The sequence below is a fragment of the Virgibacillus flavescens genome (assembly GCF_050574275.1).
Taxonomy (GTDB): Bacteria; Bacillota; Bacilli; order Bacillales; family Amphibacillaceae; genus Virgibacillus_F; species Virgibacillus_F flavescens.
The window spans coordinates 2925898-2949721 of the sequence record NZ_CP192260.1 but is presented as its reverse complement, the minus strand read 5'-3'; the positions used below and the strand labels follow the sequence as shown (position 1 = coordinate 2949721).

31 protein-coding genes are annotated in these 23824 nt (G+C 37.8%); 27 read left to right on the top strand and 4 right to left on the bottom strand.

What is annotated here, in order from left to right; genetic code table 11:
- The first annotated feature begins 108 nt into the window (after positions 1 to 108).
- The 5 genes from VBD025_RS14400 to VBD025_RS14380 all read left to right on the top strand — a co-directional run bounded on the left by VBD025_RS14400 (position 109) and on the right by VBD025_RS14380 (position 2610).
- Positions 109 to 666 (top strand): class I SAM-dependent methyltransferase, encoded by a 558-nt coding sequence (locus VBD025_RS14400; protein ID WP_430786664.1) that lies wholly within the window; start codon positions 109 to 111, stop codon positions 664 to 666.
- A gap of 86 nt (positions 667 to 752) precedes the next feature.
- Positions 753 to 1271 (top strand): GNAT family N-acetyltransferase, encoded by a 519-nt coding sequence (locus tag VBD025_RS14395; protein ID WP_430786662.1) that lies wholly within the window; start codon positions 753 to 755, stop codon positions 1269 to 1271.
- A 12-nt stretch (positions 1272 to 1283) separates the two neighbouring features.
- Positions 1284 to 1829 carry a GNAT family N-acetyltransferase gene (locus VBD025_RS14390; RefSeq protein WP_430786660.1) on the top strand — a complete coding sequence of 182 codons (546 nt, stop codon included), beginning with the start codon at positions 1284 to 1286 and terminating at the stop codon, positions 1827 to 1829.
- A 34-nt stretch (positions 1830 to 1863) separates the two neighbouring features.
- Positions 1864 to 2004 carry a hypothetical protein gene (locus VBD025_RS14385; RefSeq protein WP_430786658.1) on the top strand — a complete coding sequence of 47 codons (141 nt, stop codon included), beginning with the start codon at positions 1864 to 1866 and terminating at the stop codon, positions 2002 to 2004.
- A gap of 204 nt (positions 2005 to 2208) precedes the next feature.
- Entirely contained in the window at positions 2209 to 2610 is a 402-nt protein-coding gene (locus VBD025_RS14380; protein ID WP_430786657.1) for a hypothetical protein, read from the top strand.
- Positions 2611 to 2718: 108 nt separating this feature from the next.
- On the opposite strand, the gene VBD025_RS14375 is transcribed toward VBD025_RS14380, so the two are convergent.
- From VBD025_RS14375 to VBD025_RS14365, 3 genes are all read right to left on the bottom strand, one after another.
- Positions 2719 to 2892 (bottom strand): Spo0E family sporulation regulatory protein-aspartic acid phosphatase, encoded by a 174-nt coding sequence (locus VBD025_RS14375; RefSeq protein WP_430786656.1) that lies wholly within the window; start codon positions 2890 to 2892, stop codon positions 2719 to 2721.
- Between the two features lie 166 nt (positions 2893 to 3058).
- Positions 3059 to 4978 (bottom strand): vWA domain-containing protein, encoded by a 1920-nt coding sequence (locus VBD025_RS14370; protein WP_430786654.1) that lies wholly within the window; start codon positions 4976 to 4978, stop codon positions 3059 to 3061.
- A gap of 35 nt (positions 4979 to 5013) precedes the next feature.
- Entirely contained in the window at positions 5014 to 5889 is an 876-nt protein-coding gene (locus VBD025_RS14365; RefSeq protein ID WP_430786652.1) for an AAA family ATPase, read from the bottom strand.
- A gap of 115 nt (positions 5890 to 6004) precedes the next feature.
- On the opposite strand from VBD025_RS14365, the gene VBD025_RS14360 reads away from it, so the two are divergent.
- From VBD025_RS14360 to VBD025_RS14275, 18 genes are all read left to right on the top strand, one after another.
- Positions 6005 to 6508: a metallophosphoesterase family protein gene (locus tag VBD025_RS14360; protein WP_430786650.1), complete on the top strand. Its 504-nt coding sequence runs from the start codon at positions 6005 to 6007 to the stop codon at positions 6506 to 6508.
- Between the two features lie 248 nt (positions 6509 to 6756).
- Entirely contained in the window at positions 6757 to 7026 is a 270-nt protein-coding gene (locus VBD025_RS14355) for a VOC family protein (protein WP_430786648.1), read from the top strand.
- A gap of 21 nt (positions 7027 to 7047) precedes the next feature.
- Positions 7048 to 7431, top strand: a complete 384-nt coding sequence (locus VBD025_RS14350; RefSeq protein ID WP_430786646.1) for a VOC family protein — start codon at positions 7048 to 7050, stop codon at positions 7429 to 7431.
- A 324-nt stretch (positions 7432 to 7755) separates the two neighbouring features.
- Entirely contained in the window at positions 7756 to 9387 is a 1632-nt protein-coding gene (locus VBD025_RS14345; RefSeq protein ID WP_430786644.1) for an acetolactate synthase large subunit, read from the top strand.
- 16 nt (positions 9388 to 9403) lie between these two features.
- A complete protein-coding gene (locus tag VBD025_RS14340; protein WP_430786642.1) occupies positions 9404 to 10849 on the top strand; it encodes an aldehyde dehydrogenase family protein in 1446 nt (481 codons plus the stop codon).
- Between the two features lie 448 nt (positions 10850 to 11297).
- Positions 11298 to 12158 carry a hypothetical protein gene (locus VBD025_RS14335; RefSeq protein ID WP_430786640.1) on the top strand — a complete coding sequence of 287 codons (861 nt, stop codon included), beginning with the start codon at positions 11298 to 11300 and terminating at the stop codon, positions 12156 to 12158.
- 139 nt (positions 12159 to 12297) lie between these two features.
- The gene (locus VBD025_RS14330; protein ID WP_430786638.1) at positions 12298 to 13677 is read left to right on the top strand and encodes a TolB family protein; all 1380 of its coding nucleotides are present in this window, start codon (positions 12298 to 12300) and stop codon (positions 13675 to 13677) included.
- Positions 13678 to 13777: 100 nt separating this feature from the next.
- A complete protein-coding gene (locus VBD025_RS14325) occupies positions 13778 to 14068 on the top strand; it encodes a hypothetical protein (RefSeq protein WP_430786636.1) in 291 nt (96 codons plus the stop codon).
- A gap of 15 nt (positions 14069 to 14083) precedes the next feature.
- Positions 14084 to 14422, top strand: coding sequence for an NIPSNAP family protein (locus VBD025_RS14320; protein WP_430786634.1), 339 nt, complete (start codon positions 14084 to 14086; stop codon positions 14420 to 14422).
- Positions 14423 to 14467: 45 nt separating this feature from the next.
- Positions 14468 to 15316: an alpha/beta fold hydrolase gene (locus tag VBD025_RS14315; protein ID WP_430786632.1), complete on the top strand. Its 849-nt coding sequence runs from the start codon at positions 14468 to 14470 to the stop codon at positions 15314 to 15316.
- 19 nt (positions 15317 to 15335) lie between these two features.
- Positions 15336 to 15506: a DUF4269 domain-containing protein gene (locus VBD025_RS14310; RefSeq protein WP_430786630.1), complete on the top strand. Its 171-nt coding sequence runs from the start codon at positions 15336 to 15338 to the stop codon at positions 15504 to 15506.
- A 68-nt stretch (positions 15507 to 15574) separates the two neighbouring features.
- On the top strand, positions 15575 to 15715 hold the full coding sequence (locus VBD025_RS14305; RefSeq protein WP_430786628.1) for a hypothetical protein: 141 nt from the start codon (positions 15575 to 15577) through the stop codon (positions 15713 to 15715).
- A gap of 105 nt (positions 15716 to 15820) precedes the next feature.
- Positions 15821 to 16372 (top strand): alpha/beta hydrolase family protein, encoded by a 552-nt coding sequence (locus tag VBD025_RS14300; protein WP_430786626.1) that lies wholly within the window; start codon positions 15821 to 15823, stop codon positions 16370 to 16372.
- Positions 16360 to 17091 (top strand): NUDIX hydrolase, encoded by a 732-nt coding sequence (locus VBD025_RS14295; RefSeq protein WP_430786624.1) that lies wholly within the window; start codon positions 16360 to 16362, stop codon positions 17089 to 17091. The genes VBD025_RS14300 and VBD025_RS14295 overlap by 13 nt, the downstream gene beginning before the upstream one ends.
- Positions 17092 to 17198: 107 nt before the next feature.
- On the top strand, positions 17199 to 18098 hold the full coding sequence (locus VBD025_RS14290) for a LysR family transcriptional regulator (protein WP_430786622.1): 900 nt from the start codon (positions 17199 to 17201) through the stop codon (positions 18096 to 18098).
- A 33-nt stretch (positions 18099 to 18131) separates the two neighbouring features.
- Positions 18132 to 18866 (top strand): class I SAM-dependent methyltransferase, encoded by a 735-nt coding sequence (locus tag VBD025_RS14285; RefSeq protein WP_430786620.1) that lies wholly within the window; start codon positions 18132 to 18134, stop codon positions 18864 to 18866.
- 99 nt (positions 18867 to 18965) lie between these two features.
- On the top strand, positions 18966 to 20030 hold the full coding sequence (locus VBD025_RS14280) for a bifunctional transcriptional activator/DNA repair enzyme AdaA (protein WP_430786618.1): 1065 nt from the start codon (positions 18966 to 18968) through the stop codon (positions 20028 to 20030).
- Positions 20014 to 20553 (top strand): GNAT family N-acetyltransferase, encoded by a 540-nt coding sequence (locus VBD025_RS14275; protein WP_430786616.1) that lies wholly within the window; start codon positions 20014 to 20016, stop codon positions 20551 to 20553. Before VBD025_RS14280 ends, VBD025_RS14275 begins: the two co-directional genes overlap by 17 nt.
- A gap of 334 nt (positions 20554 to 20887) precedes the next feature.
- On the opposite strand, the gene VBD025_RS14270 is transcribed toward VBD025_RS14275, so the two are convergent.
- Positions 20888 to 21157: a DUF3243 domain-containing protein gene (locus VBD025_RS14270; protein ID WP_430791432.1), complete on the bottom strand. Its 270-nt coding sequence runs from the start codon at positions 21155 to 21157 to the stop codon at positions 20888 to 20890.
- 276 nt (positions 21158 to 21433) lie between these two features.
- Here VBD025_RS14270 and VBD025_RS14265 point away from each other — a divergent pair, with 276 nt between their 5' ends.
- The 4 genes from VBD025_RS14265 to VBD025_RS14250 are packed head-to-tail and all read left to right on the top strand — an operon-like array spanning position 21434 to position 23787.
- On the top strand, positions 21434 to 21832 hold the full coding sequence (locus VBD025_RS14265; RefSeq protein WP_430786614.1) for a DUF6220 domain-containing protein: 399 nt from the start codon (positions 21434 to 21436) through the stop codon (positions 21830 to 21832).
- A 2-nt stretch (positions 21833 to 21834) separates the two neighbouring features.
- Positions 21835 to 22032, top strand: coding sequence for a DUF5957 family protein (locus VBD025_RS14260; protein WP_430786612.1), 198 nt, complete (start codon positions 21835 to 21837; stop codon positions 22030 to 22032).
- A 1-nt stretch (position 22033) separates the two neighbouring features.
- Positions 22034 to 23098, top strand: a complete 1065-nt coding sequence (locus tag VBD025_RS14255; protein ID WP_430786610.1) for an ABC transporter permease — start codon at positions 22034 to 22036, stop codon at positions 23096 to 23098.
- Positions 23098 to 23787, top strand: a complete 690-nt coding sequence (locus tag VBD025_RS14250) for an ABC transporter ATP-binding protein (protein WP_430786608.1) — start codon at positions 23098 to 23100, stop codon at positions 23785 to 23787. The genes VBD025_RS14255 and VBD025_RS14250 overlap by 1 nt, the downstream gene beginning before the upstream one ends.
- Positions 23788 to 23824 lie beyond the last annotated feature (37 nt).

Below are 23824 nucleotides of genomic sequence, written 5' to 3'. Positions count from 1 at the left end.
ACGTTTGTAGAGGGATGAGACTCTATTTTGACGGAGTCTGATTGAAGGATTTTCTGCATGGCTGTCGAATTAGTTTAGTAGATAGAGTAAAAAAAGGTGGTTTGGTTGATGATTCAAAAAGAAGAAATAAAAGTTGTCATTGGTGCAGGTGGCTATAACAATAACCCGGGATGGATTCATACACAAGAAGAAGAGGTTAATTTACTGGATGTTACAACGTGGCAGAGAAATTTTGCTGAAAACTCGGTAACAGCAATTTTAGCTGAACATGTATGGGAACACCTGACTTATGAAGAGGGGGCAGAAGCCGCGAAAATCTGCCGACAATTTTTAAAGAAAAACGGTTATGTTCGCTGCGCGGTTCCAGATGGCTATTTTCAAAATGAGGAATACCAGAATATAGTTAAAATTGGTGGTCCAGGACTTAAAGACCATCCCGCTGCGAGTCATAAAATCGTACATAATTATCATACTTTATCAAAAATGTTTGAGGAAACAGGATTTGAAGTTGAGTTGATTGAATACTGCGATGAAAGTGGAAAGTTTCATTACAATAATTGGGATGGAAAAGATGGTGTTATATTTCGATCTAAGCAATTTGATCCCAGAAACGAAGGCGATGATGTAGTCGTCCCTTCACTTATACTTGATGCATTCAAACGATAATTTCAAACTTCGAGGATATAAAATGGATTACAAAAATATTTACGTTCCATGGTGGGTAGTGAAAAAGGTTAGGGTGGCAGATAAATATGGACTTAGCACTAAAAAAATTACAAATAGAAGACGCAGAATCACTGTTTGAATTTGAATTGGATAACAGAACTTATTTTGAACAAATGGTACCATCTCGAGGAGACGAATACTTTGGTTATGAGTCTTTTCAAAATCGTCTCGACTCGTTGCTTGATGAACAAACAAAAGAAATTTCCTATTTCTATTTAATAAAAGATAGTGAGGGTTCAATTCTTGGGAGAATAAACTTGGTTGATATTGATGAACCTCGATCCATGGGGCATCTTGGTTATAGAATAGGAGAAATCCATGTTGGAAAAAGAATAGCAAGCAGATCATTAAAACTATTATTAGAAAAAGTATTGGAAGAAATTAATATAAAACAAATAAATGCAAAGACTACAACTAATAATATTGCTTCACAAAAGGTACTTGAAAACAACGGATTTGAACAAGAAGGTTTAAGTGATGAATCAATAGAATTGAATGGTCAGAAGCTGAAGTTTGTTAATTATACTTGGAGAGCGAAGGAGTAGTGAATTTTTGTTTTGATTAAAATTATTGGCGATAAGGTTGAGCTAACAGAAGCTAGCAGTAAAGACATTGATGAGTTGTATTTTTGGAAATTTGAAGAGGAGCAGCAGGAAGCGAAAAAGTGGAATGGTCCATACATTTCGGAAGAAAAACAGTCTAAAGAAGATTATCGTAAAAGTTTTAAGCAGGAACTTGATATTGACGAGGGAGTTCCTGCTACGCTCGTTATTAAAACAAATGGAGAACTAATCGGTTATGTAAGTTCTTATTGGGTCGATAAAAATACAAACTGGCTTGAAACTGGAATTGTTATTTATAACAGTGCTTTTTGGAGTGGGGGATATGGTTCTGAAGCGTATAAACGCTGGATTGATTTTCTTTTTGAAAAAACTGATTTACATCGATTAGGGATGTCAACTTGGTCGGGTAATATCAGAATGGTTAAGGTTGCAGAGAAAATAGGAATGAAAGAAGAAGCCCGGATACGAAATGCTAGAATGGTAGAAGGTAATTATTTTGATGCAATTAAGATGGGGATATTGCGCGAAGAATGGGTCTAGTTTTTAAAAGGAGAAAAACAAGGAGGGCTGGAGTATGGGTAAGAAGCCTAAAGAGGAGAAGCGTGAAAATCATGTTCTCACGTTCTTTGATCGTTTATCAGATGGTTGCCTAGTATTTGGCTGCATCTCTCCGGTAGTCTTCTTAATAACGCCGGTTTTAATTTGGATAATGTAACTGTGTCGATCACAATTTAAAGTGGGGGATCTTGCATGAAGGAATATCTGCTTTATAGACAGAAAGATTACTATTGGCTTGCAATTGGAGCAGTAAGTGGTACGCTCTAGAGTGGTTTTTTCATAAGTGAATTATCATATTTAATTAGCTGGTATCGGTTGAAACAAAAAGATAAATCTGATGTCAAATAAGGGAGTGAAATTTTTGAAGTTTTTTGGCTTAATACTTTGTCTGTTTTTTCTAACTAGCTGTACGCAAAGCACCGTTCAGCAAAATAATAAGCTTGCAAGCGCAATTGAAACTGTTCTTGAGGATAATGAAGAGAAAGCGATTGACTTAACTAACTTTGCAGATTTCAAATGGGATAAGGCATATATTTTTCATCCTTATACAACTCAGTCTATTATCGATAGACAGCTTAATGTGGACTTCAAGGATCCGAGTAATATGAGTTCACGAGATGATATATACTTACTTGTATTTCTTCAAGATGAAAAAGTAGTTCAGTATGCAGAAATATCTCGTGAACATGGAGAGTTGACAATGAATTCCAAAGATGGAATTACTCCTTCTGAACCTATAATTGAGTTAAAACCTTCTTACTAATGCATTAAACGAGATTTATAAAATGTGGGGTTTTAATAAACAAATGTTAGTTATTGAAGGTCTTGGGAGGTAAGAAATGATGCTGAATTTCGAATAAAACCATGAAATTTATTGCAGATTTCTTACGCTCCTGTATCTATTCAGTACAGTATCTAAAACTTGACTGCATCTGACAGTAAGAGGATGGCTAAATCCTTTATTATTTCCAATGCGAATCATACAGATTTTTAATAGATCAATAACGATTTTTAGTACATTTAATCTAAATTTAATTATGCTCATGACGAATCTCCTTCTATGTTTTTTATGACCTTTATTATTTTATACAAAATCTAATAGAAAGTTAATAGATTCGACAAAGGTTCCTAAAATTCATCATAATATTCGGGACAAGGGGACGGTTCTTCTGTCCCAGGTTGGGACAGAAGAACCGTCCCCTTGTCCCTGGCTAGATGGACTGGAGGAGCAGTTTTTTTAGCAGTGGGGCGAAGTGTTCGGGTAGTTCGGCTACACTTGGAACCATGACGCGTTCTTTTCCGTAAATATTTTTCATTGTCACATCTTCTCTTTCGTCCACTTCTCCATCTGCTAAGAACATTCCAATGACGTCCATTCCTTTTTTGCGGGCTTCAGTTACTGCAACATTCGTATCAATGATTCCATTTTGATCATAGTTCATTGCTGCTGGTTCACCGTCTGAGAAAACAAGAAGGAATTTGTTCTTTTCCCGTCTGGCTGCTAACTGCTTTGTGATTACTCGAATGCTAAACCCATCCCGGTTATCTTCTTGAGGTTCGAGCTGCATAATTTTTTCCCCGTTTTTTTGATACAAGGAATCACTGTAAGAATGAACTTCATGGAAATAATTTGGTTGATAATCTTCCTTTACGTCATTCGCATCCTCCCAAAAACCAATGATGGAGTGCGGGATTTTCAGTTTGCTTAGTACTTCATGGAACAGTACAATTCCTCGTTTTGTTTCATCCATTTTGTTGTGCATAGATGCTGAACAATCCACCAGCAATGTAAAAACAGCGTCGATTTCTTTTGATTCCTGGTTTTTCTTATAGAACACGCGTGGATTTTCATCGATTACCGCTGGCAGTAATTTTTTTGACAGCCTTCCAAAAACCAAATCTTTTCTAGGAGCGTTCTTTTTATGTTCCAATGTTTTTTCGATGGTGGAGGATAGCTTCCGTTTGTAAGTTTCAATCGAATTCACTATGTTTTGATAGGCGATTTCATCATCAGGAGTTGGGGGTGCAGCTTTTTTATCAATCGCAACTGCATCCCGATTTGCTTCACCAAACTCAGCTTCCGTTGACGGCACACCTTTGTTCGAACTCTGCTTGTCCAGAGAATCTACTTCGGAATAGTCATTTTTATCACTTTCTCCAGATGCACCCTGGATCGTTCCCATTGCCTGATCAGCGTCCTCGGTTTCTCTAGTACCGCCGCCCATAATGTTTGTTTTCGTTCCTGTTTCCAAGTCAAATTGAAGAAACGTCTGCTCCCGATCGCTGTTTTGATTTTCTCTGTGCCAGGACGAAAATTCTTCGTCTATAAATTCGTTATTAGCTTCGTCCAATTCTTCTTCATCATCGTTCGCAAGTTCGTCAGTACGTGTTAATTCGTCAAATAATGTATTTTTTACAAAAGAATCCATGTGTGAAATTGGAAAGGTAAGATAGTCATGTGTCATATCTTTATATTGATTCTGCAGCTGAAGCGTGATTTGTTCAGCGATTCGGGTAATATCCTCTGTCCTACTTACTTCAAATGAAGAATAGATAAGCGGTTTTATTTGTTCCAGAATATTGATTTGCTGTTCATTTGCTTGTGGGAAAATTGGATCCGGCGTATCTGCTTGAATAACCAAATAAATAAGACAAAACAATTCATCAAGCGGATTGCCACGTGTTACATTCGTTGCAGCTTGAGTCTCAAAATAGTGCTTAAAGTAATTTCTCCGAATAGCAAAATCTTTTTTCGTTCCCGGTCGAATTTTTACGATTAATTCTTCTAACCTTATATCCTCAAGTAACGTGACGAGTTGAGCAGCAAATTTTGGTAGTTTGGTTTCTAGTGTATTTTCTAAATAAGATTTCAAGGAAGGTAAATTCGAATAATGAAGTGTTCCGATTGTACGCAAAAACACATCTGTTTTATATCCGGATTCCTTAATTGACTCGGTTTTCACATCCCAGAGACGACTGCCGGTTACTTTATAATCGATAAGATCGATGTGTGAACCATAGGCGTAATCAAATGCCAGCTCGGGTATATTAGATAAAATAGTCGATAAATCCTGGAGCTGCAGATATAGATTTGTGTCTATTTTAGAATCATCCCAGCGATTGTACTTCATTCCGTTTCCTCCTTTCGTTATTCATTTATCACTATTTAAAATAAGGTATCTGCCAAGTTTTGAACAAATTCCTGTTCTCGTTCTTCCTCAAGTTTGTCGACGATGGATCGTAAAATAGCCCGTTTTGGAGGTATGATCATACTGAGATCACAGGCGTCCAGTAATGCTCGGATCGAGGCCGCATCTTCAGATAGTTTCCCTTGTTCAACTGCGCGGATCAGATCACTAGATAATGTGACAAATAAATCAATCAATGTTTCGTTTGTTAAGTTTGTGTTCGCTTGAATTAATTCTTTTAATTGCTCACCTTGAATATAAGGGACGTCAATCACGATGAAGCGATTTTTCAGTGCTTCATTCAATGGAACTGTTCCCACGTACCCTTCATTTATTGCAGCGATGACGTTAAAATTTTCCGTTGCAGTGATGATCTCGTTTGTAAACGGATTGGTTATCGTACGGCGGTAGTCAAGTACACCATTAATGAGAGGTAACGTCTCTGGTTTTGCCATATTAATTTCATCAATATACAAAAACGTACCATTGTTCATAGCGCTTGTAACAGGACCAGGTACAAAGTCAATTACTTGTTTTCCGTCTTCGTAAACTAACGTTTTAAAGCCCATTAAACTCTCAGCGTCTAAATCTACCGAACAATTGACACTGAACATCGCCTGATTGAATAAATAGGATAATGTTTCAGCAAATTTTGTTTTACCTGCACCAGTTGGCCCCTTTAGTAAAATATTCTTGCCCATGCTTAATGCCGCGATCGCATCAATTAAAAGATCTATATGCGGGGGCATATATCCACCTTTGCGGATTAACTCCTGTAACGTTTCATTGTGTTCTCTTTTATTTGTATTTAAAATATCGATTATGTTTTCTGGAAGATCATAATTAGTATGCATGCGTAAACTCCTTTCATGGACATTTTAAACGTTAATGACGGAGAAGACAAAGATTGGGACAGAAGAACCGTCCCTTTGTCCCGCTGTGGTAGGATAATGTAAAGGAGGGTGGGACATGAAAATTGTTATAACTGGAGATACCCATATTGCTAATGAGAATAAAGAGTTGCCCGTTAATTTAATCGATGCCTGCAAGGCTGCTGATCTGATCGTACATACTGGAGACTGGAATTCGATGGAGGTTTTCAGCGCTCTATCGCAATTTGCAGAAGTAAAAGGTGTCTACGGTAACATTGATTCGGAAGAAGTAATGGAACAGTTTCCGGCACAGCAATTAATAGAAGTGAATGGTTTCAAAATTGGAGTTGTCCATGGACATGGGGAAAAAAAGACGACAGAAAAACGTGCGATTGAAGCGTTTGATGGACTGGAAGTTGATGTCATTATCTTCGGACACTCCCATATTCCATTAATCCGCTACTTTAAAGATACCTTGTTAATAAACCCTGGATCCCCTACGTTCAAACGGAAGCTTCCGCATTTTTCTTATGGAGTTTTGGAGATAAAGGAAAATATTAGAGCAGAGATTGTATTTTTTAATGATTACTCAAAAATGTAAAAAATTAAAGGATATTCACTAGATTTGTTGAATAGTATATATATTGACGATAAATGGATGGGACAAAGGGACGGTTCTCATGTCCCGGATCCGGGACATGAGAACCGTCCCTTTGTCCCGTCTTTTGGAAGGAGTTTTTCAATGACTGAAAAGGCTAGTACTTTAATTAATGCTGTTCATTATTTCAGGATACTGTTATTAATCTGGAGGATTCAGTAAAGTGGTATGTAACATATCTTGGATTTAAATTGAAGCACAGAAATGAAGAACTGGCAGTATTTGAACTAAAAGATGGGCCGTTATTAACACTTGTTAAAGCTGACTGTAATTCCCGAGGGCATTTCACCATAAATGGACAGGTTGAATTTTCAATTGCTTTTACTAGTCCTAATCTTAAGCAGCTTCGTGAGCATCTTTTGAAGCAGATGGTGCAGGTTGACGAAATACAGGAAGATAATGGACATTACTTTTTCCACTTCTATGATCCGAGTGGTAATAAATTGCAGGCACATTGGTAAAAGAAAGGATGTGATACTTTAATGACTAAGAGGAACAGTCCAATCGCAAGTCAAATTAATACAATTTTTGTCCATGTAAGTGACCTGAAAAGGTCAGTAAAATGGTATGCTGATTTGCTTGGGAAAAACTATGATGTAAGTATGGTAAGCAAGCCTGTCTACAACATTGAAATTACGCATCATACTGGATTAACGCTAGATGCCGGACCAGAGGGTGAAATGAAGAAACCTAATCCTTCCGATCATCCGTTGTTTAACTTTCATACCAGTGATATTGACGAATCCTATGAGTATGTAACACAACTTGGTTGCAACGTTGATTCGGAGATCGTTCGTTTTGAAGATTTTTCGTTTTTTACATTACGTGATCCAGATCATAACGTAATTATGATCTGCACAGGTTAAAAGGTTTGATTAATAAAAGATACATAGTTGGGATTTGAATTGATTCTATTTGTTAACTTCATGTTTTTTAGGATTTCGTATAATAGTAACGTAATTCTAATACATAATGATGGATACGTTTAGAGTGGAGTATGATGTTAAGTCTCTGATAAATGACACACATCTTCGGCATTCGCTATTAAAGACGAGGCGAATGCCGAGTTTTTTATTCTGTTAATTACGGGATAGCAGAGCAATTTTCGGGGAAGATAAGAAGAAATGTACATAGTAGCTTTTTGAATTCTTATCATATAAATCCAAAAAACATTGCAGAGGATGTTGTTTATGAAAGTAGCTGAACTGCTCGTCAAATGCCTCGAGAATGAAGGTGTAGATTATATCTTTGGAGTTCCTGGGGAAGAAAATGTTGATGTAATGGATGCACTTCATGATTCGAAAATAAACTTTATATTAACAAGACATGAAACAAGTGCAGCATTTATGGCTGGTACGTATGGAAGATTAACGGGAAAGCCTGGTGTATGCCTCGCGACCCTCGGCCCTGGTGCAACTAACCTGTTAACTGGAGTAGCAAATGCAAACATGGACCTGAGTCCAATCGTAGCGATTACGGGTCAGGCAGGTCTTGAGCGTCAACATAAAACATCCCATCAATATTATGACATCGTTGATATTTACAAACCAGTAACAAAATGGAATGCCCAGATTAAGAAGGGAGAAATCGTTCCAGAAGTTGTGCGGAAGGCGTTTCAGGTTGCTACCCAGGATAAATCCGGAGCAACTCATATTGATCTTCCGGAAGATGTAGCAGCAATGGAAGTACAAGGCTCTCCACTGCCAGTCATAGGTCACACAATGTCTGAGTCTGATGAGACAGTTATCGAACAAGCTGTTAAGCTAATTGATTACGCTAAACATCCACTTATTCTAGCCGGTAATGGAATTACACGAGATCATGCTGCAGAGCATTTACGTACTTTTGTCCAGAAAACGAATATACCCGTGGTGCACTCGTTTATGGGAAAAGGAGCAGTTCCCTGGACAGACGAACAGAGCATGCTAACGGCTGGTATGGGTGGAAAAGATTATATTACTTGTGGTTTTAATGCAGCTGATCTGATTATTGCGGTTGGTTTTGATATTGCTGAATACCCGCCAGTTAATTGGAATCCAGAGGCAAAGAATTCTATCCTGCACATTGATACGCAGGAAGCGGAAACTGATTCCCACTACCCTGTAGCGCTAAATGTTATCGGTGATATCAAAGAAAATTTAAAAAAATTAACGAACGCATTACCGGCAAAGCCAAGAAGTTTGGAATGGATAAATCCTGTCCGCCAGCAGGCACTTGCTGAACTGGAGTCGTTTGCTAATGACCTGAGTTATCCTGTTAAGCCACAAAAAATTATTTCAGATCTGCGTTCCGTTTTAGATGATGAGAGTATTGTTTTAGCTGACGTCGGGGCACATAAAATGTGGGTGGCACGAATGTTTCATACGTCTCAGCCAAATACGTGTTTGATTTCGAATGGACTAGCTTCCATGGGAGTTGCTGTTCCAGGCGCAATTGCAGCTAAAATGGTATATCCAAATAGAAATGTTGTGGCAATCTGCGGCGATGGTGCGTTTCAGATGACGAGCGCAGAACTTGAGACTGCGATGCGACTTAACCTGCCGATAGTTATTTTGCTATGGAGAGATGACGGATATGGTTTGATCGAATGGCATCAAATGAAAGCATTCAAACGGTCTACCCATATAAAGTTTGGGAACCCTGATTTTGTTCAGCTTGCACAATCATATGGTTTTGAATCCAGGAGAGTAGAAAAAACCGAGGATTTAAAGCCTATCCTTGAATGGGCAATCGGATTGAATAAACCTGTCCTGATTGATTGTCCGGTAGATTACAGAGAAAACATGAAGTTAACGGAAAAGCTTGGCAATATCGAATGTTAGAAGGAGTCGTAAAATCATGCGAATTGGATCAATTATAGATGGAAAAGAGCGAAAAGAAGATAATCGAGAGTCAATGATGGTTGTAAATCCATATAATCAAAAGCCAGTTGCCGAGCTGATGCTGGCGACGAAACAGGATCTCGATGACGCCGTGGATTCATCTTTTAAAATTTTTCATTCAACCATGAAAGTCATGACCGCACATGAACGTGCAGACATTTTACGAAAAGCTGCGGATTTACTGGTTGAGAAGAAAGAAGAGTTTGCCGCGATCATCTGTGAAGAAGCTGGTAAGCCAATCAAAGGGAGTCGTAGCGAGGTGGATCGATCTGTTCAGGTGCTTCGTTTTGCTTCTGAACTTGCAAAAAATATTACAGGTGAGGTCATTCCAATGGATGCTGCCATTGGGGGCGAAAACCGCTTGGGTCTCGTGAAACGAATTCCATTGGGGGTTGTCGGTGCTATTACGCCGTTCAATTTCCCTCTAAATTTATCACTTCATAAGATTGCGCCTGCCTTAGCTGCAGGAAATACAATAGTTTTTAAACCAGCAGAAAAAACACCGGTTACAGCATATAAGCTCGTTCAATTATTCCAGGAAGCTGGACTCCCGGATGGTGTTCTCAATTTACTTATTGGTACTGGAAAAGAAGTCGGTGCACCGCTTGTAACCCATGAAAAGGTTCATAGAATAAGCTTTACGGGAAGCCTGAACGTTGGAAGAAAAATTGTTGAAACAGCTGGGTTTAAAAAAGTCACCCTTGAACTAGGGTCAAACTCACCAAATATTTTGTTTAACGATGCAGATCTGGACTATGCCGTTACCGGATTAGTGAAAGGCGCGTTCGCATTTTCAGGGCAAGTATGTATCTCTGCTCAACGAATATATGTACAGAAGGATATCTATCATACATTCCTTGAAAAATATATTCAGCAAACAGAAGCGTTAAATATAGGTGATCCATCTGACGCGAAAACAGATATCGGACCGATGATTAATGAAGAAGAAGCAAAACGGGCGAAGCAATGGATTGATGATGCGGTAGAAAGTGGTGCTAAGATTGAAACTGGTGGTGAACGAAACGGTTCCGTCCTGTCTCCAACTATCATGTCTAACGTAGATGAGAACATGAAAATAATTGCAGATGAAGTTTTCGCACCTATTGTATCGGTTATTCCCTTTGAAACAGAGGATGAAGTGGTACGTTTTTCAAACGATTCCGTTTATGGACTGCAGGCTGGTGTTTTTACAAAAGATATCGACCGGGCATTACGCGTCGCAGATCAACTCGAGATGGGCGGGGTCTGGATCAATGAAATTTCAACGTACAGACAGGACAACCATCCTTATGGCGGCGTAAAACAAAGTGGTATTGGTAAAGAAGGGGTCAAATACGCAATCGAAGACATGACAGAAATGAAATTTATCGGCGTAAAGCTTGGAACTAAGGAAATGTCCTGATCAATAGTTGAGCGATGGGTTACTTCTATTCGCTCTTCTTAGTTTTCATGGCGTAATCATTTTTTTGTGTATTAATTTTTGGTGGGGCATTCATTGTCTATATGAAAAGTATTCAGGGGTTTAATGCTTTTTAACTATTATTATTTTCTTTTAAAAAAACAATTATTAAGTGCCTGCATTTTTGCTCCTAGTCTATCAAGCTTTGAATCTATCTGACGTAACATAGCAGAAACACCTTTAGGCTGATCGTGTTCAATTCGCGAGAAAGTTGTTTCAATTCGATCATGCTAAATTATTCTTATTATTTTATTGCAATTTTAACATTAAATTCCCGTAATACACATGTAATTAAAATAAGCGGGACAAAGGGGACGGTTCCGCGCGTCCCACAATTAATTAGCGGGACAAAAGAACCGTCCCTTTGTCCCGCATATCAGGAGGTAGACAAATGGAGGAAAATTATACTGAACCAAAAGGGTTTGGGGAGATAATATCCGAAACGTTTCGATTAATAATAAAGCACTTTAAGGACTTCTTTTTTATTCTATTGATCCTAATTGGTCCGATCTTTTTAATTCAAGTAATTGCAGAACTCGTTTCAGGAACAGATTTTTTAAGAGAATCAGATGCAGGAATAAGTTTACTGGATGTCTTTAATCCAAATTATGAACAAGGTACAGAACTTCGAAATACTGGTAGTAACCTACTCGATGTTTTTTCTAATCTATCTCAACTTATTCTGTTATCAGTTGCACAGGTTGCTTTTTACCATGCGGTCAATCATATAAGAAAAAATGAAGAATTCACGGCCGGTTCCGTGATAAAACAGGCTTTTTCAAAATTTTGGCCAATTCTAGGCAGTGCAATTCTATTCCTTATAATAGGAATTGGTATAAGTATTGTCCCAATCATTTTTGTCGTTCTTATCAGTATTTTTGCATCTGCATTTGGTCAGATAGCCGGAGTTGCAACGCCCATTGTTCTCGCTATTTTAATTGGATTAAGCGTCGCTCTTTTACTAATCCGGTGGAGTTTTTACCTTGGTATAATAGCTTTTGAAGGAAACGGTACTGGATTTTCAGAAAGCTGGCATCTTACAAAGGGTTTTACATGGAAAATATTTGGTCTGTTGTTGATCCTTTCAATAATTACAGCTTTACCAAGTTTAGTTTTAGATTTCTTAGCTATTTATTTACTGGGCGGAAGTGCGTTGTACGGTATACTTACCAACCTATTTTCTTTATTTACAGCCCTTGTTTTTAGCGTAGGTTATGCAGTTATTTTTTTTGATTTGAAGCTTAGATCTTAGGGGACAGATCAGATTTTCTCTGGGACAACAGAACCGTCCCTCTGTCCCACTCTGTCCCAATTTAGGTAGACATGCATTTTTCTCTTTAAGCAGCGATAAGTTATATTGTTCGCTGCTTTTTATTATGGGAGGGATATTTATGCAGTCTAATTTTACGGATTGTTCTGGAGTTACAGGCTTGATAGCATATACGACGAATCGCGGGGGAAGTTATGATATTTGGCTTTATGACCCTAGAAATGGTACAAACAAACAAATTACAAGCAACCTAGGGGAGTCATTTTCTATTCCATTCTGGTCACCTGATAACAAACGAATTGCATTTGTTGGGAAAAATGAAATACTATTTGTTATTCAACTAAAGGACGGTAGTATTGCTCAATTAGACCAATTTGCGGAAGGATTAGGTGTCTATCTGGACTGGTCAACAGATAGCCAAAAACTGGTCTATACAAATAGAAATGAAATAATTGTATACCATGTAAATACTCATCGAGTTCAGCAGATCAGACAACCAGGCGTTACAGATGTTCAGTGGTTTCCAGATGGTATTCACCTGCTGTTTCAGGCGCCTGATCCATCAGGCATAAGCCAGCTTTATTACATGAAAATAGATGGTACTAATAAACAGCAGATAACCCAAAATACAGGTGGGCCGTTTAATACTGTCAGACTTTCACCAGATGGATTGTATGTACTTTATACAACTCCCGGAGTTAGCATATCGATAATATTCACAATTGAGTTATCAAGTGGAAATATTTACGAAGTGAGGGGAGGACCATTAGCCAAAAATTACTTTCCGGTATGGTCACCGGATTCATCTATGATCGCATATAGCGCAACGAATTTTGGAAATAGTGGTTATTATTCACAAATCAGAGTAGCTGGTAAAAGGGGGGAGAACGACTTAATTTTGTCGATTTCAGACTGTTATGCCAGCCCTGTTGCTTGGTCAGTCGACGGTCAAAAAATTGCCTATCTTTCAGGTTGCAAAAATGAAGGATCAGCAAATGAGATGTTGTTAATTGATTTATCACATCCAAAACCAAAACAGCTGATAGATGATGTTTCTATCACTGCCTTGCAATGGTCTCTCAACCCCGTTTATGGTTCGAAAAACAGCTACTCCAATGAAATATATAAGGTAAAGTTTAGCTATCCATCACATTGGCAGATGGTAACAGATCTTAGATATGAAGGTCCTGATGGTTTCTTCCAAATATCAGCCATTTCTTCGGATGAATCGATTACAAGTGTTTGTCAAAATGAAGCATTTCATCAACTCCTGCCGTATGGCTCATCTCCTCGAATCGTAAACACTCACATACAAAATCAACAGGCATGCTTTATTTTTCCATCTAATGATCAGCCATTGGAAATGAGAGAACAAGCAGCATTAATCGTCCGGTATCCAAAACCAATCACAATCGCTGATACTGCTTACAATTATTTTATTCTATGGGCAGACCAACACCACATTGAAGAAATCAGTTCCACGCTTGTTTTATTAAAGTAATTAGACTTTTTATGTTGAAAAAGCAGGTATTTATGGAAGGAAATAGAAATAGTTAGAGTATGAGAATGAGTTCTCGAGCTAATTTTAGTGAGAGTAAATAGTGAACATAGAAACAGAACAGGGGAATGTAGCCGAAATGAAATCCAAAGGGTCAAGCGGAGCAAAAAATCAGAAAGTAACCAATCTATTTACGATTACTATATTTATATTTGCTACGCAGCAGACGTTTTTTTCTGGTGTTTTCACAGATGTAGTCGCTAGTGTTATATGGTTCTCAATCTTAGCAGCATTCATATTACATTTATGGATTAGAAGACAATTCATATGGATAAGTATTTCGATAATTGTATTTATTGCAGGTGCGATTTATACATCAATGAAATTTCTATGAAGGGAAGACCGATATATGTTCTTTAGAAGGAAGTCGTATGTTATAAAAAATGAATTCGTTGATACGTTTAATGCTCATTTCAATAATACCAATCTTCCAAACCAGCTCAAACACGGCAGTAAATTAGTAGGACGATGGATGAAAGAAAATGATAGTGACACAATGGAAATCTTCGCTATTTGGGAGTATGACAGCTACGAAGAATACAAGAAAATTGAGTCTGAAATTCGCAGCGATGAAGCCCATCTTAAAAGAATAAAAGACTGGTATGAAGAAAACGGCGGAAAAGCCTATATCCGAAAGCATTACATATTAGAAATGAAAAATGAAGCGATAGAATCGACAGTAGGATAAAATTACTAATTTCTCAAAGATTAATCGGAAAGCATGGGGTGGAAAATGAGCATAATTACCAGCGATGGCATTGAATTGTTTGTTGAAAAAAGTGGAAAAGGAATTCCGTGCATTTATCTGCATGGTGGTCCTGGGTACTGGAGTAAATCATTTTCAATTTATTCAAAGGATCTTCTTGAGAATGATTTAGAAATGATTTATTTAGACCAAAGGGGATGTGGACGCTCAAGTCACGATCCAGAAGGGAATTATTCCTTAGATAGATTAGTTGAAGATATTGAAGAAGTCAGAGTTAAGTTCGGCATAAAAGAATGGTATATTATGGGGCATTCTTTTGGAGGTCTTCTTGCTGTAAATTATGCCAGCAAATACTCCGATAGAACGAAAGGAATTATTCTGGTTAATGCAACATTAAATATGATGGAGTCATTTACCCATCAAATTAATAAAGGATTTGAGATTTTAGACAAAGGAAAAGCTGAAATTCCAACTAATAATTTGTCTGCATTCATTGAAATATTTTATTCTACCCTTGGTGAATTACAGGGCATAAAAGAGTATGAAAGATTTCAGTTCGTTGATCTTTCCAATAAAAAAAGTCTAGACGAATTGGATAATGACAAGGAGTTCAATACTGATTCTTCTTTTCAAAAGAAAATATTATCAACAAAAGAGTTTTTTCAGGATTTTACAGTTCTTTCAGAGACGATTAATTCGCCGGTTCTGACAATGACGGGTGAGAAAGACGGCGCTGTCGGCCCTGAACACTATCAATCATTCAAGTTTAGAAATAATACAGTTTCCAAACTAAATGGGGCACATCATCCTTATCTTGAAAATCCAAATGAATTTAAGCAATCTATTTTGAGTTTTATTAACAGAGGCGGTACATAAACAACATGCATATCTTCATATGATTATTGAACATGAGTTACTACGCATGAATTCAATTCTTAAGAACAAAGTAATATGCCTAAAAAAACAAGGTTATAAAACCGAGCCAGCGTTTTGTAAACTCTTGGGTATAAGTGGAGATCCATATACTGAACTTATTCAATTTGGTTTTAAAAAGCTAAATTCATAGTGCTGAAATAATCTACCTGTTTTATACTTTATAAACTGCGTAATTGTCAGGTTATAAGGAGGGCTAAAGTGATCGCATTTGTGCGCAACAAGGAAATACTCGGAGAATTATATATTCCATCTGAAAACAAAAGTAATGGAATCGGTCTAGTATGGCTTCCTGGTCTGCCTAACAATCCAGTAGCAGATGATATGGCTAAACCACTGTGAGATTTAGGTTTCACCGTCCTTCAAGCGCGGTATCCAGGGAGTTGGCAAAGCTACGGAGGATTTGGTCCAACATCTTCTTTGCAGGGGGCAGTTTTAGGTTTAGAATTGCTTTCGGGAAATAAAGCAAAAAACTTAAATACGCTAGAAGAAGTTAGATGGAAAGTTGATCGATGTGTCTTAGTCGGCAATAGTTATGGGGGAGGTATAGCAATATCTGCACTAGGGACTTGTAATTTAGCTAATGCTGCGATAGCTTTTTGTCCGTTATTGGAGCCGAGTAAGCAAAATTTGAAGAACGATGAAGATGACTTAATTACACTATACCCTTATTTGGAGCGTTGTCATGAAAATGTTTTTCGACATTTAGATAAGAAAGAATGGCAGCATTATTTAGATGGAACGCATCCTGCAAACCCAACTAAATTTATCGATAAAATCATTAACAAACCATTGCTTTTGGTACACGGAGCGATGGATAAAAGTATTCTTCCGTACCATACTGAAAATTTTCATAGAGAACTGATCCATAATGGGTCTAGTAAAGCGGATATATTAATTCAAGCTGATGTCGGCCACGGAAAAGAATTACGGATTTCCACCAAAGATTCATGGATAAAATGGTTAATTAATAGGAGGAATGATTTATGGACAAGATAGATCCTTTTGTTATGCAATTGGTGATTGTGCCGTTTTTAGTCATTTTCCTTGGAGTTTTAGCATCGGTATATTTCAGAAAAACATTCATTGCCCCAATCGTAACGCTTTGGCTCAATGTTATTTATGAAATATGGTATTCTAAATTTTTTTATCCAGATTTAGAAATTAGTTTGACGTCATGGAATATTTTATTTCCAATCATTTCACTCGTAATTTCTTATGGGATCATCAGTAAGTTAAACAAAAATAATAGAAAAATAGGAGATAATACTATGAAATTAGGAATAATACGACCACTTGTAATTTGTATTTTTCAAAAAGAAGATAAGATTCTGGTTGCAGAAGGTTATGATTCAATTAAAAGTGATTATTTCTACCGACCAATTGGTGGTGGAATTGAATTCGGCGAAACCAGTACAGAAGCATTGATTCGTGAAATGAGAGAAGAGATTAATGCTGAAATTACTGATATTAAATACGTGGGTACGCTTGAAAATATTTTCACGTTTGATGGTCAGACTGGGCATGAAATTGTACAGGTTTACGATGCGACGTTTTCAGATGCATCTATTTATGAAGAAAATTCATTTATTGGCGAGGAAGATAATGGCGAAACATACAAAGCAATGTGGATCAGCATCAGTGATTTTCAGGATAAAAAGCTGCGACTTGTTCCAGAACAATTGTTGAGTATGGTTAAAGAAAAAGTTATCAGATAAGTGCTCCTTTCCAGAAATCTCCCAGAACTTACCTGTAGTTATAGTAGACTATTTAATCAATTCACTATAGATTATAGGTAGCAGAAATTTTCTGGGAGGTGAATAGTGTGGATATTAATCAATTAAGAGCATTTGATTCGATTGTTCGGTTAGGAAGCTTCGACAAAGCAGCAAGGCATCTTGAACTCTCGCAGCCTACTATCAGTGTGCGCATGCAGAGGCTAGAAGGAATTGTGGGTGGTGCACTATTCAATCGAGCTGGGGAGAAGATCGAACTAACTGACCTGGGCGAAAGTTTTTTACCATATGCGCGACAAGCGCTGGAAGTACTTCTTGATGGGGTTGAGAAGGCACATGCCATTCAGAAAGGGAAGGCTGGTCAAGTCACAATTGGCACTCTGCCAACCTTTACAAATGGTGTATTCAGTTCGACCGTTGGACATCTTTATAAAAATCATCCGGAAGTGAAAACAGAAATTCACACGGGACATAACCATGATATTATTGAAATGCTATACGACGGATTCATTAAAATCGGGATAATGACCTGTCCTTACTATAATCCTGACCTTAAAAATCTCTTGATGGTTAAAGAGAGACTCGTACTGGTCACACACCCATCGAATCCCATTCTTTCTTTAACAGCGGAAAAACAAAAAAGCGTCAGAGAAATCTTCAGGAAAAGCAGTCCATTCATCGTAGTCGATTGGAGTGATGAGTGCAAGCGCTGGCAGAAAAGCCAAATTATCCTTGATTCGAACTACCTTGAGCTGCCTCCGACAACAGCTTTGGAATTAGTTTGTTCCGGGTATGGAGTAACCTTGCTTACCGAAGCAATGGTAGCAAAACATCTGAAATATGAAGCGCTGGTTAAATTAGATCCTATTGATTTCCCTGATTTGTATCGTGAATTAGTCATGGTAAGTCTGGAGTCAAAAGAAAATCTTTCTCCTGCGGTAAAAACATTTATTGATGTATTCAAATCGTGTTCCGGGAAATTGGAATAATAAAATTGAAATACTTTTTATGGAGGAAGATATATGTCAGATTCGCTAACTATTAATAAAAAAAGCTGGAACGAAGCGGCACATCAATTTTATGGCAGAAATCCACTGCCGGAATATGGACCACTTGCACCAACTGAAGATGAAGTGAATTTACTAGGTGATGTCACCAATCAAAACGTGTTGGACATTGGATGTGGAAGCGGTCATTCCTTAAAGTATATGAGTGACCGTAATGCAGGAGAACTCTATGGTTTAGATCTCTCCAGCAAACAAATAGAAGCAGCAAAACTACTGTTGGAAAACAGTCGAAAACCTGCCAAATTATTTGAGTCGCCAATGGAAGTAAACCCTGGTATACCAGAGAATTATTTTGATGTCGTTTACTCGATATTTGCACTAGGTTGGGCAACTGATCTGGATAAGACGCTTGAAAATGTTAGCAGCTATTTGAAGAAAGATGGTATTTTTATTTTCAGCTGGGAACATCCATTGCATAGTAGGGTGAGTAGTGATTTATCTTTAGCGAAATCCTATCATGAAGAAGGGCCCTACGAACATGAAGCTTGGGATACACCTGCGATTATGCAGCAGTATAAACTCAGTACATACATAAATGCGTTAATCAGTCACGGACTCACGATAGAAAAAGTCATAGAGGATGTTCGATTGACTGAAGACGATGTACATCGTCATGCAAATAGATGGTATTCCTATAAGAAAGCGCAGTCTGTCCCTGCGACAATGATTATTAAATGCCGAAAGCGTTAGTTTGAAAAAAATCAATGCCTGAATTTCGGCTGCAGATTATATTGTAGAAGATATAATAAAAACATACTAATTTATGATGCAGGTGAATGGAGGGTTATCATGATTACCATAGAAGATAAAAAGAAATTTTATGACGCATTAATTGAGAAGAAAACGGAATTTGAAGGCGTGTTTTTTGTTGGTGTTAAAACAACAGGCGTATTCTGCAGACCTACTTGTCCAGCACGGAAACCGAAATTCGAGAACTGTGAGTTTTATGAAACGGCACAACAGGCACTTCTAGCTTCCTTTCGTCCGTGTAAACGATGTAAACCACTTTCTCATCCAAATCAGGTTTCAGAGCTGGTTCAAACACTTATAGAAGCGGTTGAAGAAAACCCGGAAAAACGTTGGAAAGATAAAGATTTTGAGGAGTTATCTGTGGATGCTTCTACTGCAAGGAGACAGTTTAAAAAACGATTTGGGATGACATTTGTGGAGTATGCACGTGCCAGACGAATGGGTATTGCAATGCAGCAAATCAGGTCAGGAGAGAAGACCATTGATGCGCAGCTATCTGCGGGATATGAATCGAGCAGCGGTTTTAGAGATGCTTTCTCCCGGATCATGGGGGCAGCACCTACGTTAGCTGGTGAAAGTAAAATTCTCAAGACAGCTTGGCTGGACACGCGACTTGGACCGATGATAGCGATTGCTGATGAAGAACATCTATATCTTCTGGAATTCGTTGATCGACGAGGACTGGAACGAGAAATAGAAAGACTGAGATTAAAAACAAAGTCCGCCATCATTCCGGGTAAAACGGATCCCATTCATTCAATTGAAAGAGAATTAGAACTCTATTTCAACGGGGAGTTAGATGAATTTAGAACACCTCTGATCTGGTATGGCACGCCATTTCAACAGAGTGTCTGGAATGAACTACGCAAAATTCCATTAGGCGCGACTCGTTCTTACATGGAACTTGCAGCTACTATTGGCAGACCAACGTCCTTTCGTGCTGTCGCACAAGCAAATGGAGCGAATCAATTTGCAATTATCGTACCATGCCACCGTGTCATCAATACAAATGGTGAGCTAGGTGGTTATGGTGGCGGATTATCGCGAAAAAGATGGCTTATCCGTCATGAAAGACAGGGGAGAGATCATGCTGCTTCAAAATGAGAAACTACTAATTCGAAATCTAAAAATTACGGATAGCCACTTATTAGTTAAATGGTTATCCAACCCCGTTGTTCTGCAATACTATGAAGGCCGTGATAACCCGCATGATTTGGACAAGGTTATGGAGCATTATTACCATCGATCTGATGAAAGAGTGACTCCATGCATCATTGAATATGATGGGGTAGAAATAGGCTATATTCAATTTTATCCGATAACCGAAAGAGAACGAAATGAATATGGTTATACAGATCAAATGGAAATAATCTTTGGAACGGATCAATTTATCGGTGAAGCGGATTATTGGAATAAAGGGGTAGGAAAACTACTGGTTCATTCTATCGTAGATTTTTTGATTACCAAAAAGTCAGCTAATCGTGTAGTTATGGATCCTCAGGTTTGGAACGAGCGAGCCGTTACTTGTTATGAGAGATGCGGTTTTAAGAAGGTGAAATTCCTGGAGAAACACGAGTTACATGAAGGCGTAATGCAGGATTGCTGGCTAGTCGAATACACCAAATGACCAGGATAATCTGGTCATTTTTTTTGTTTCTAAAGAAAGAGGCTGGGACAAATCCAAAATAGACTAATCAAAAGAAGAACAATATGAAAAAAAAATTTGAGCGCCGACACAAAGCGTAGTCAAAATACGAAGACTCCAGTGGGAACAGCACGTGTCTGAAGGCCCCACAGGAAAGCGTTCTTTGCTTATCCGAGGAGACTGAAGCCGTGCCCACGGAAAGCGAAGTATTTTGACGAAGCGATTGTCAAAGCAAAGAATCCGAACGAATCATACGATTTCGTTCGGATTCTACTATAGGTAAGAAACTTTTGTCCCAACCACAAATTTGCCTTTATTAATTTGTTTGATCTGCTAATTTAACTAATACATGTGACATGTGCTTCCGTTCATCTTCATTCGCTGCATTCCAAAGTTCGTTTAACACTTTTTCTTCGCGGTTTCGTGGTTCTTCGTGTTTAGCCAAATAGTCAGCCACGCGTTTAGCACCTTTTGCTAACCCTTCTTCACCAAGTCCAAGTTTTTCACCTTTATGAACCTGGTCACCTAAATAATCTTTAAAGGAATTGAAATTTTGCAGAATATCATCTTTTTTATCTTCGCTCATTTGAGCTGCTGCTTGTTTCGGATCTTTTTCAGACAAAATAATTACCTCCTCGGTTTGCTTATACTTTTAGATTCCCAGGAGGTCAATTAGTTAAACCTGCTTCTATTTGATGATGGCTGTTACAACTAATACACCTTTTTACATCCCATTGAATCCCGCTCCACAAAGATTACACTTCCAAACGTTTTATTTAAGAAATTGTTAAGAATTTAACAAGAGGGAGTTTAGATTTGAAGTTTATGCTATATCCAGGGAAAGAAACGAGGAGGATATATCATGAAAAGAATAAGTAGAATCATTTATCTCATATTAGCCATTATTTTTGCACTTAGTATTGTTGCTCAGATATTTTTGGCAGGTATGGCTACTTTTGTTAGTCCGATGCATTGGTTGAAACATGTGACATTTGTCCATTTGTTTGGATTTAACATTCCAGTTGTCATGCTAGTCTTTGCTTATTTAGGTAGACTGCCACGCTGGGCATACTGGCAGTTGTTTGCTGTATTAGTATCCGTATTTTTAATGTATTTCACAGCAAATATTACCGCCACGTTGCCGTGGGCAAGCGCTATGCACCCACTGATAGGAGTCGTATTGTTTGTCTTGGCATACGTAATCATTAAAAAAATGTGGGTATTCATATTCACGAAAACAAGTCAAAAGGAAGTGGAATAATAATGAGAATATTTATTGCAACAATCGTAGGGTTAGTCGGAGGCTTTGTACTTGGCATCGCGCTTTCAAGCTTTATTGGAATAATAGGGATGCTTGTATTTCAAGAACCTATGGGAATTAAGTATCTTTCCTATTTCACCGCAATAATTTGTGCAGTTGTAGTACCAATTATGGATCGTAAGTCCAGGGAGGTAAGGTAGTATGTTTTTAGCATTTAAAGAGTTATCACAATCAAAGATACGTTATACCTTAATAAGTCTTATAATGATAGCGATTTTGTTTCTGGTGTTTTTTGTAACTGGTTTAGCAAACGGATTATCATTCGCTGATAGTTCATCCCTGCAAAGTTTAAAAGCAGATTATATTGTAATGAATGAAGAAGCAGAAGGAGCTCTAATCAATTCATCATTGTCAGAGGAACAGGTGAAGACTATTCAAGGAAACTTAGAGACAGATTCCACACCATTATCCATTACCATGTCTTCCCTTAAACGAGCTAATGAGCAAGATATTGATGTCACTTATTTTTCTGTTCATATGGATAGCTATAAGGAGTTGGAGGTAGTAGAAGGTAAAGAAATTGAGGAGTTAGAGGGCAATGAAGTAATTGCTGATCAGAGCATAAAAAGGCAAGGTATCAAAATAAACGATAAGGTCACTGATGAAGCTACAAATAAGACAATGATTATTGCGGGATTCGTAGAGGAACAGACGTATAAATTTCTGCCTGTTGTTTACACGGACTATGAACTCGGCATGGGTAGTATTTACAGTGATAAGTCTTCGTACAATGCTGTTATTTATAACGGCTCAAAAGCAAACATAGAAGGTTTCGATACATTCACGAAGGAACAAACAGTTAAATCAATGCCAGGTTACAAGGAGACTCAAGGGTCTTTAATGATGATCGTGGTATTCCTGTTCATCATTTCTGCTTTTGTATCAACTGTTTTTTTCTATGTCATTACGATTCAAAAAATAAATCAATTCGGTGTATTAAAAGCTATTGGAGCAACAACGAGATATATTGCTAAAAGTATAATCATTCAAGTATTTTTATTAACGGTAATTGGGTTAGTTTTCAGTAGTCTGGCTATATACGGTATGACTCAAATAATACCGGAAGAAATGCCGTTTAGAACCTCTCCTGAATTAATAGCTGGAACAGCGGTCTTGTTTTTGATTCTCAATTTAGCAGGTTCATTACTGTCCGTATTAAAAGTAGCGAAAACAGATTCACTTGAAGCAATTGGGAGGGTTGAATAATGACGAACGAAATTCTGAAACTGGAAAATATCTCAAAAGAATTTGGTGATGGCGATACATCCATTACCATTTTGAAAAATATTACATTTTCATTAAAGAAGGGAGAATTTATTGCCATTGTTGGTCCGTCTGGTTCAGGGAAAAGTACGCTCCTCTCAATCATTGGGGCACTATTAAAGCCGACAAGTGGTCGTGTACTGATAAACAGTGATGATATTTCACAATTTAAACAATCAAAATTAAATGCTGTGCGCCTAAATGAAGTCGGGTTTATCTTTCAATCTGCAAACTTAATTCCTTATTTGACAGTGAAAGATCAACTGTTATTAATCAATGATATTACCCGAAAAAATAAGAAAGAGAATGAAAAAAAAGCACTTGATTTGATAAAAGATTTAGGATTGACTAACCGACTGAAAACACATCCAAATAAATTATCTGGTGGTGAAAAACAACGGGTAGCAATAGCGAGGGCATTCATGAATGAACCCGCTATTGTATTAGCTGACGAGCCAACAGCCAGTTTAGATTCTGTGCGTGGCAGAAATGTTGTAGAGATGATTGCGTATGAAGTTAAGGCAAGAAACAAGGCTGCAATTATGGTGACACATGACGAGCGGATGCTGGATTTATGTGATCGTGTGCTTTATATGGAAGATGGTAAAATTATTGAAAAGGTGAAATCATAGCGTACTCTAGGTATAATAAGGACAATATTTAAATCGG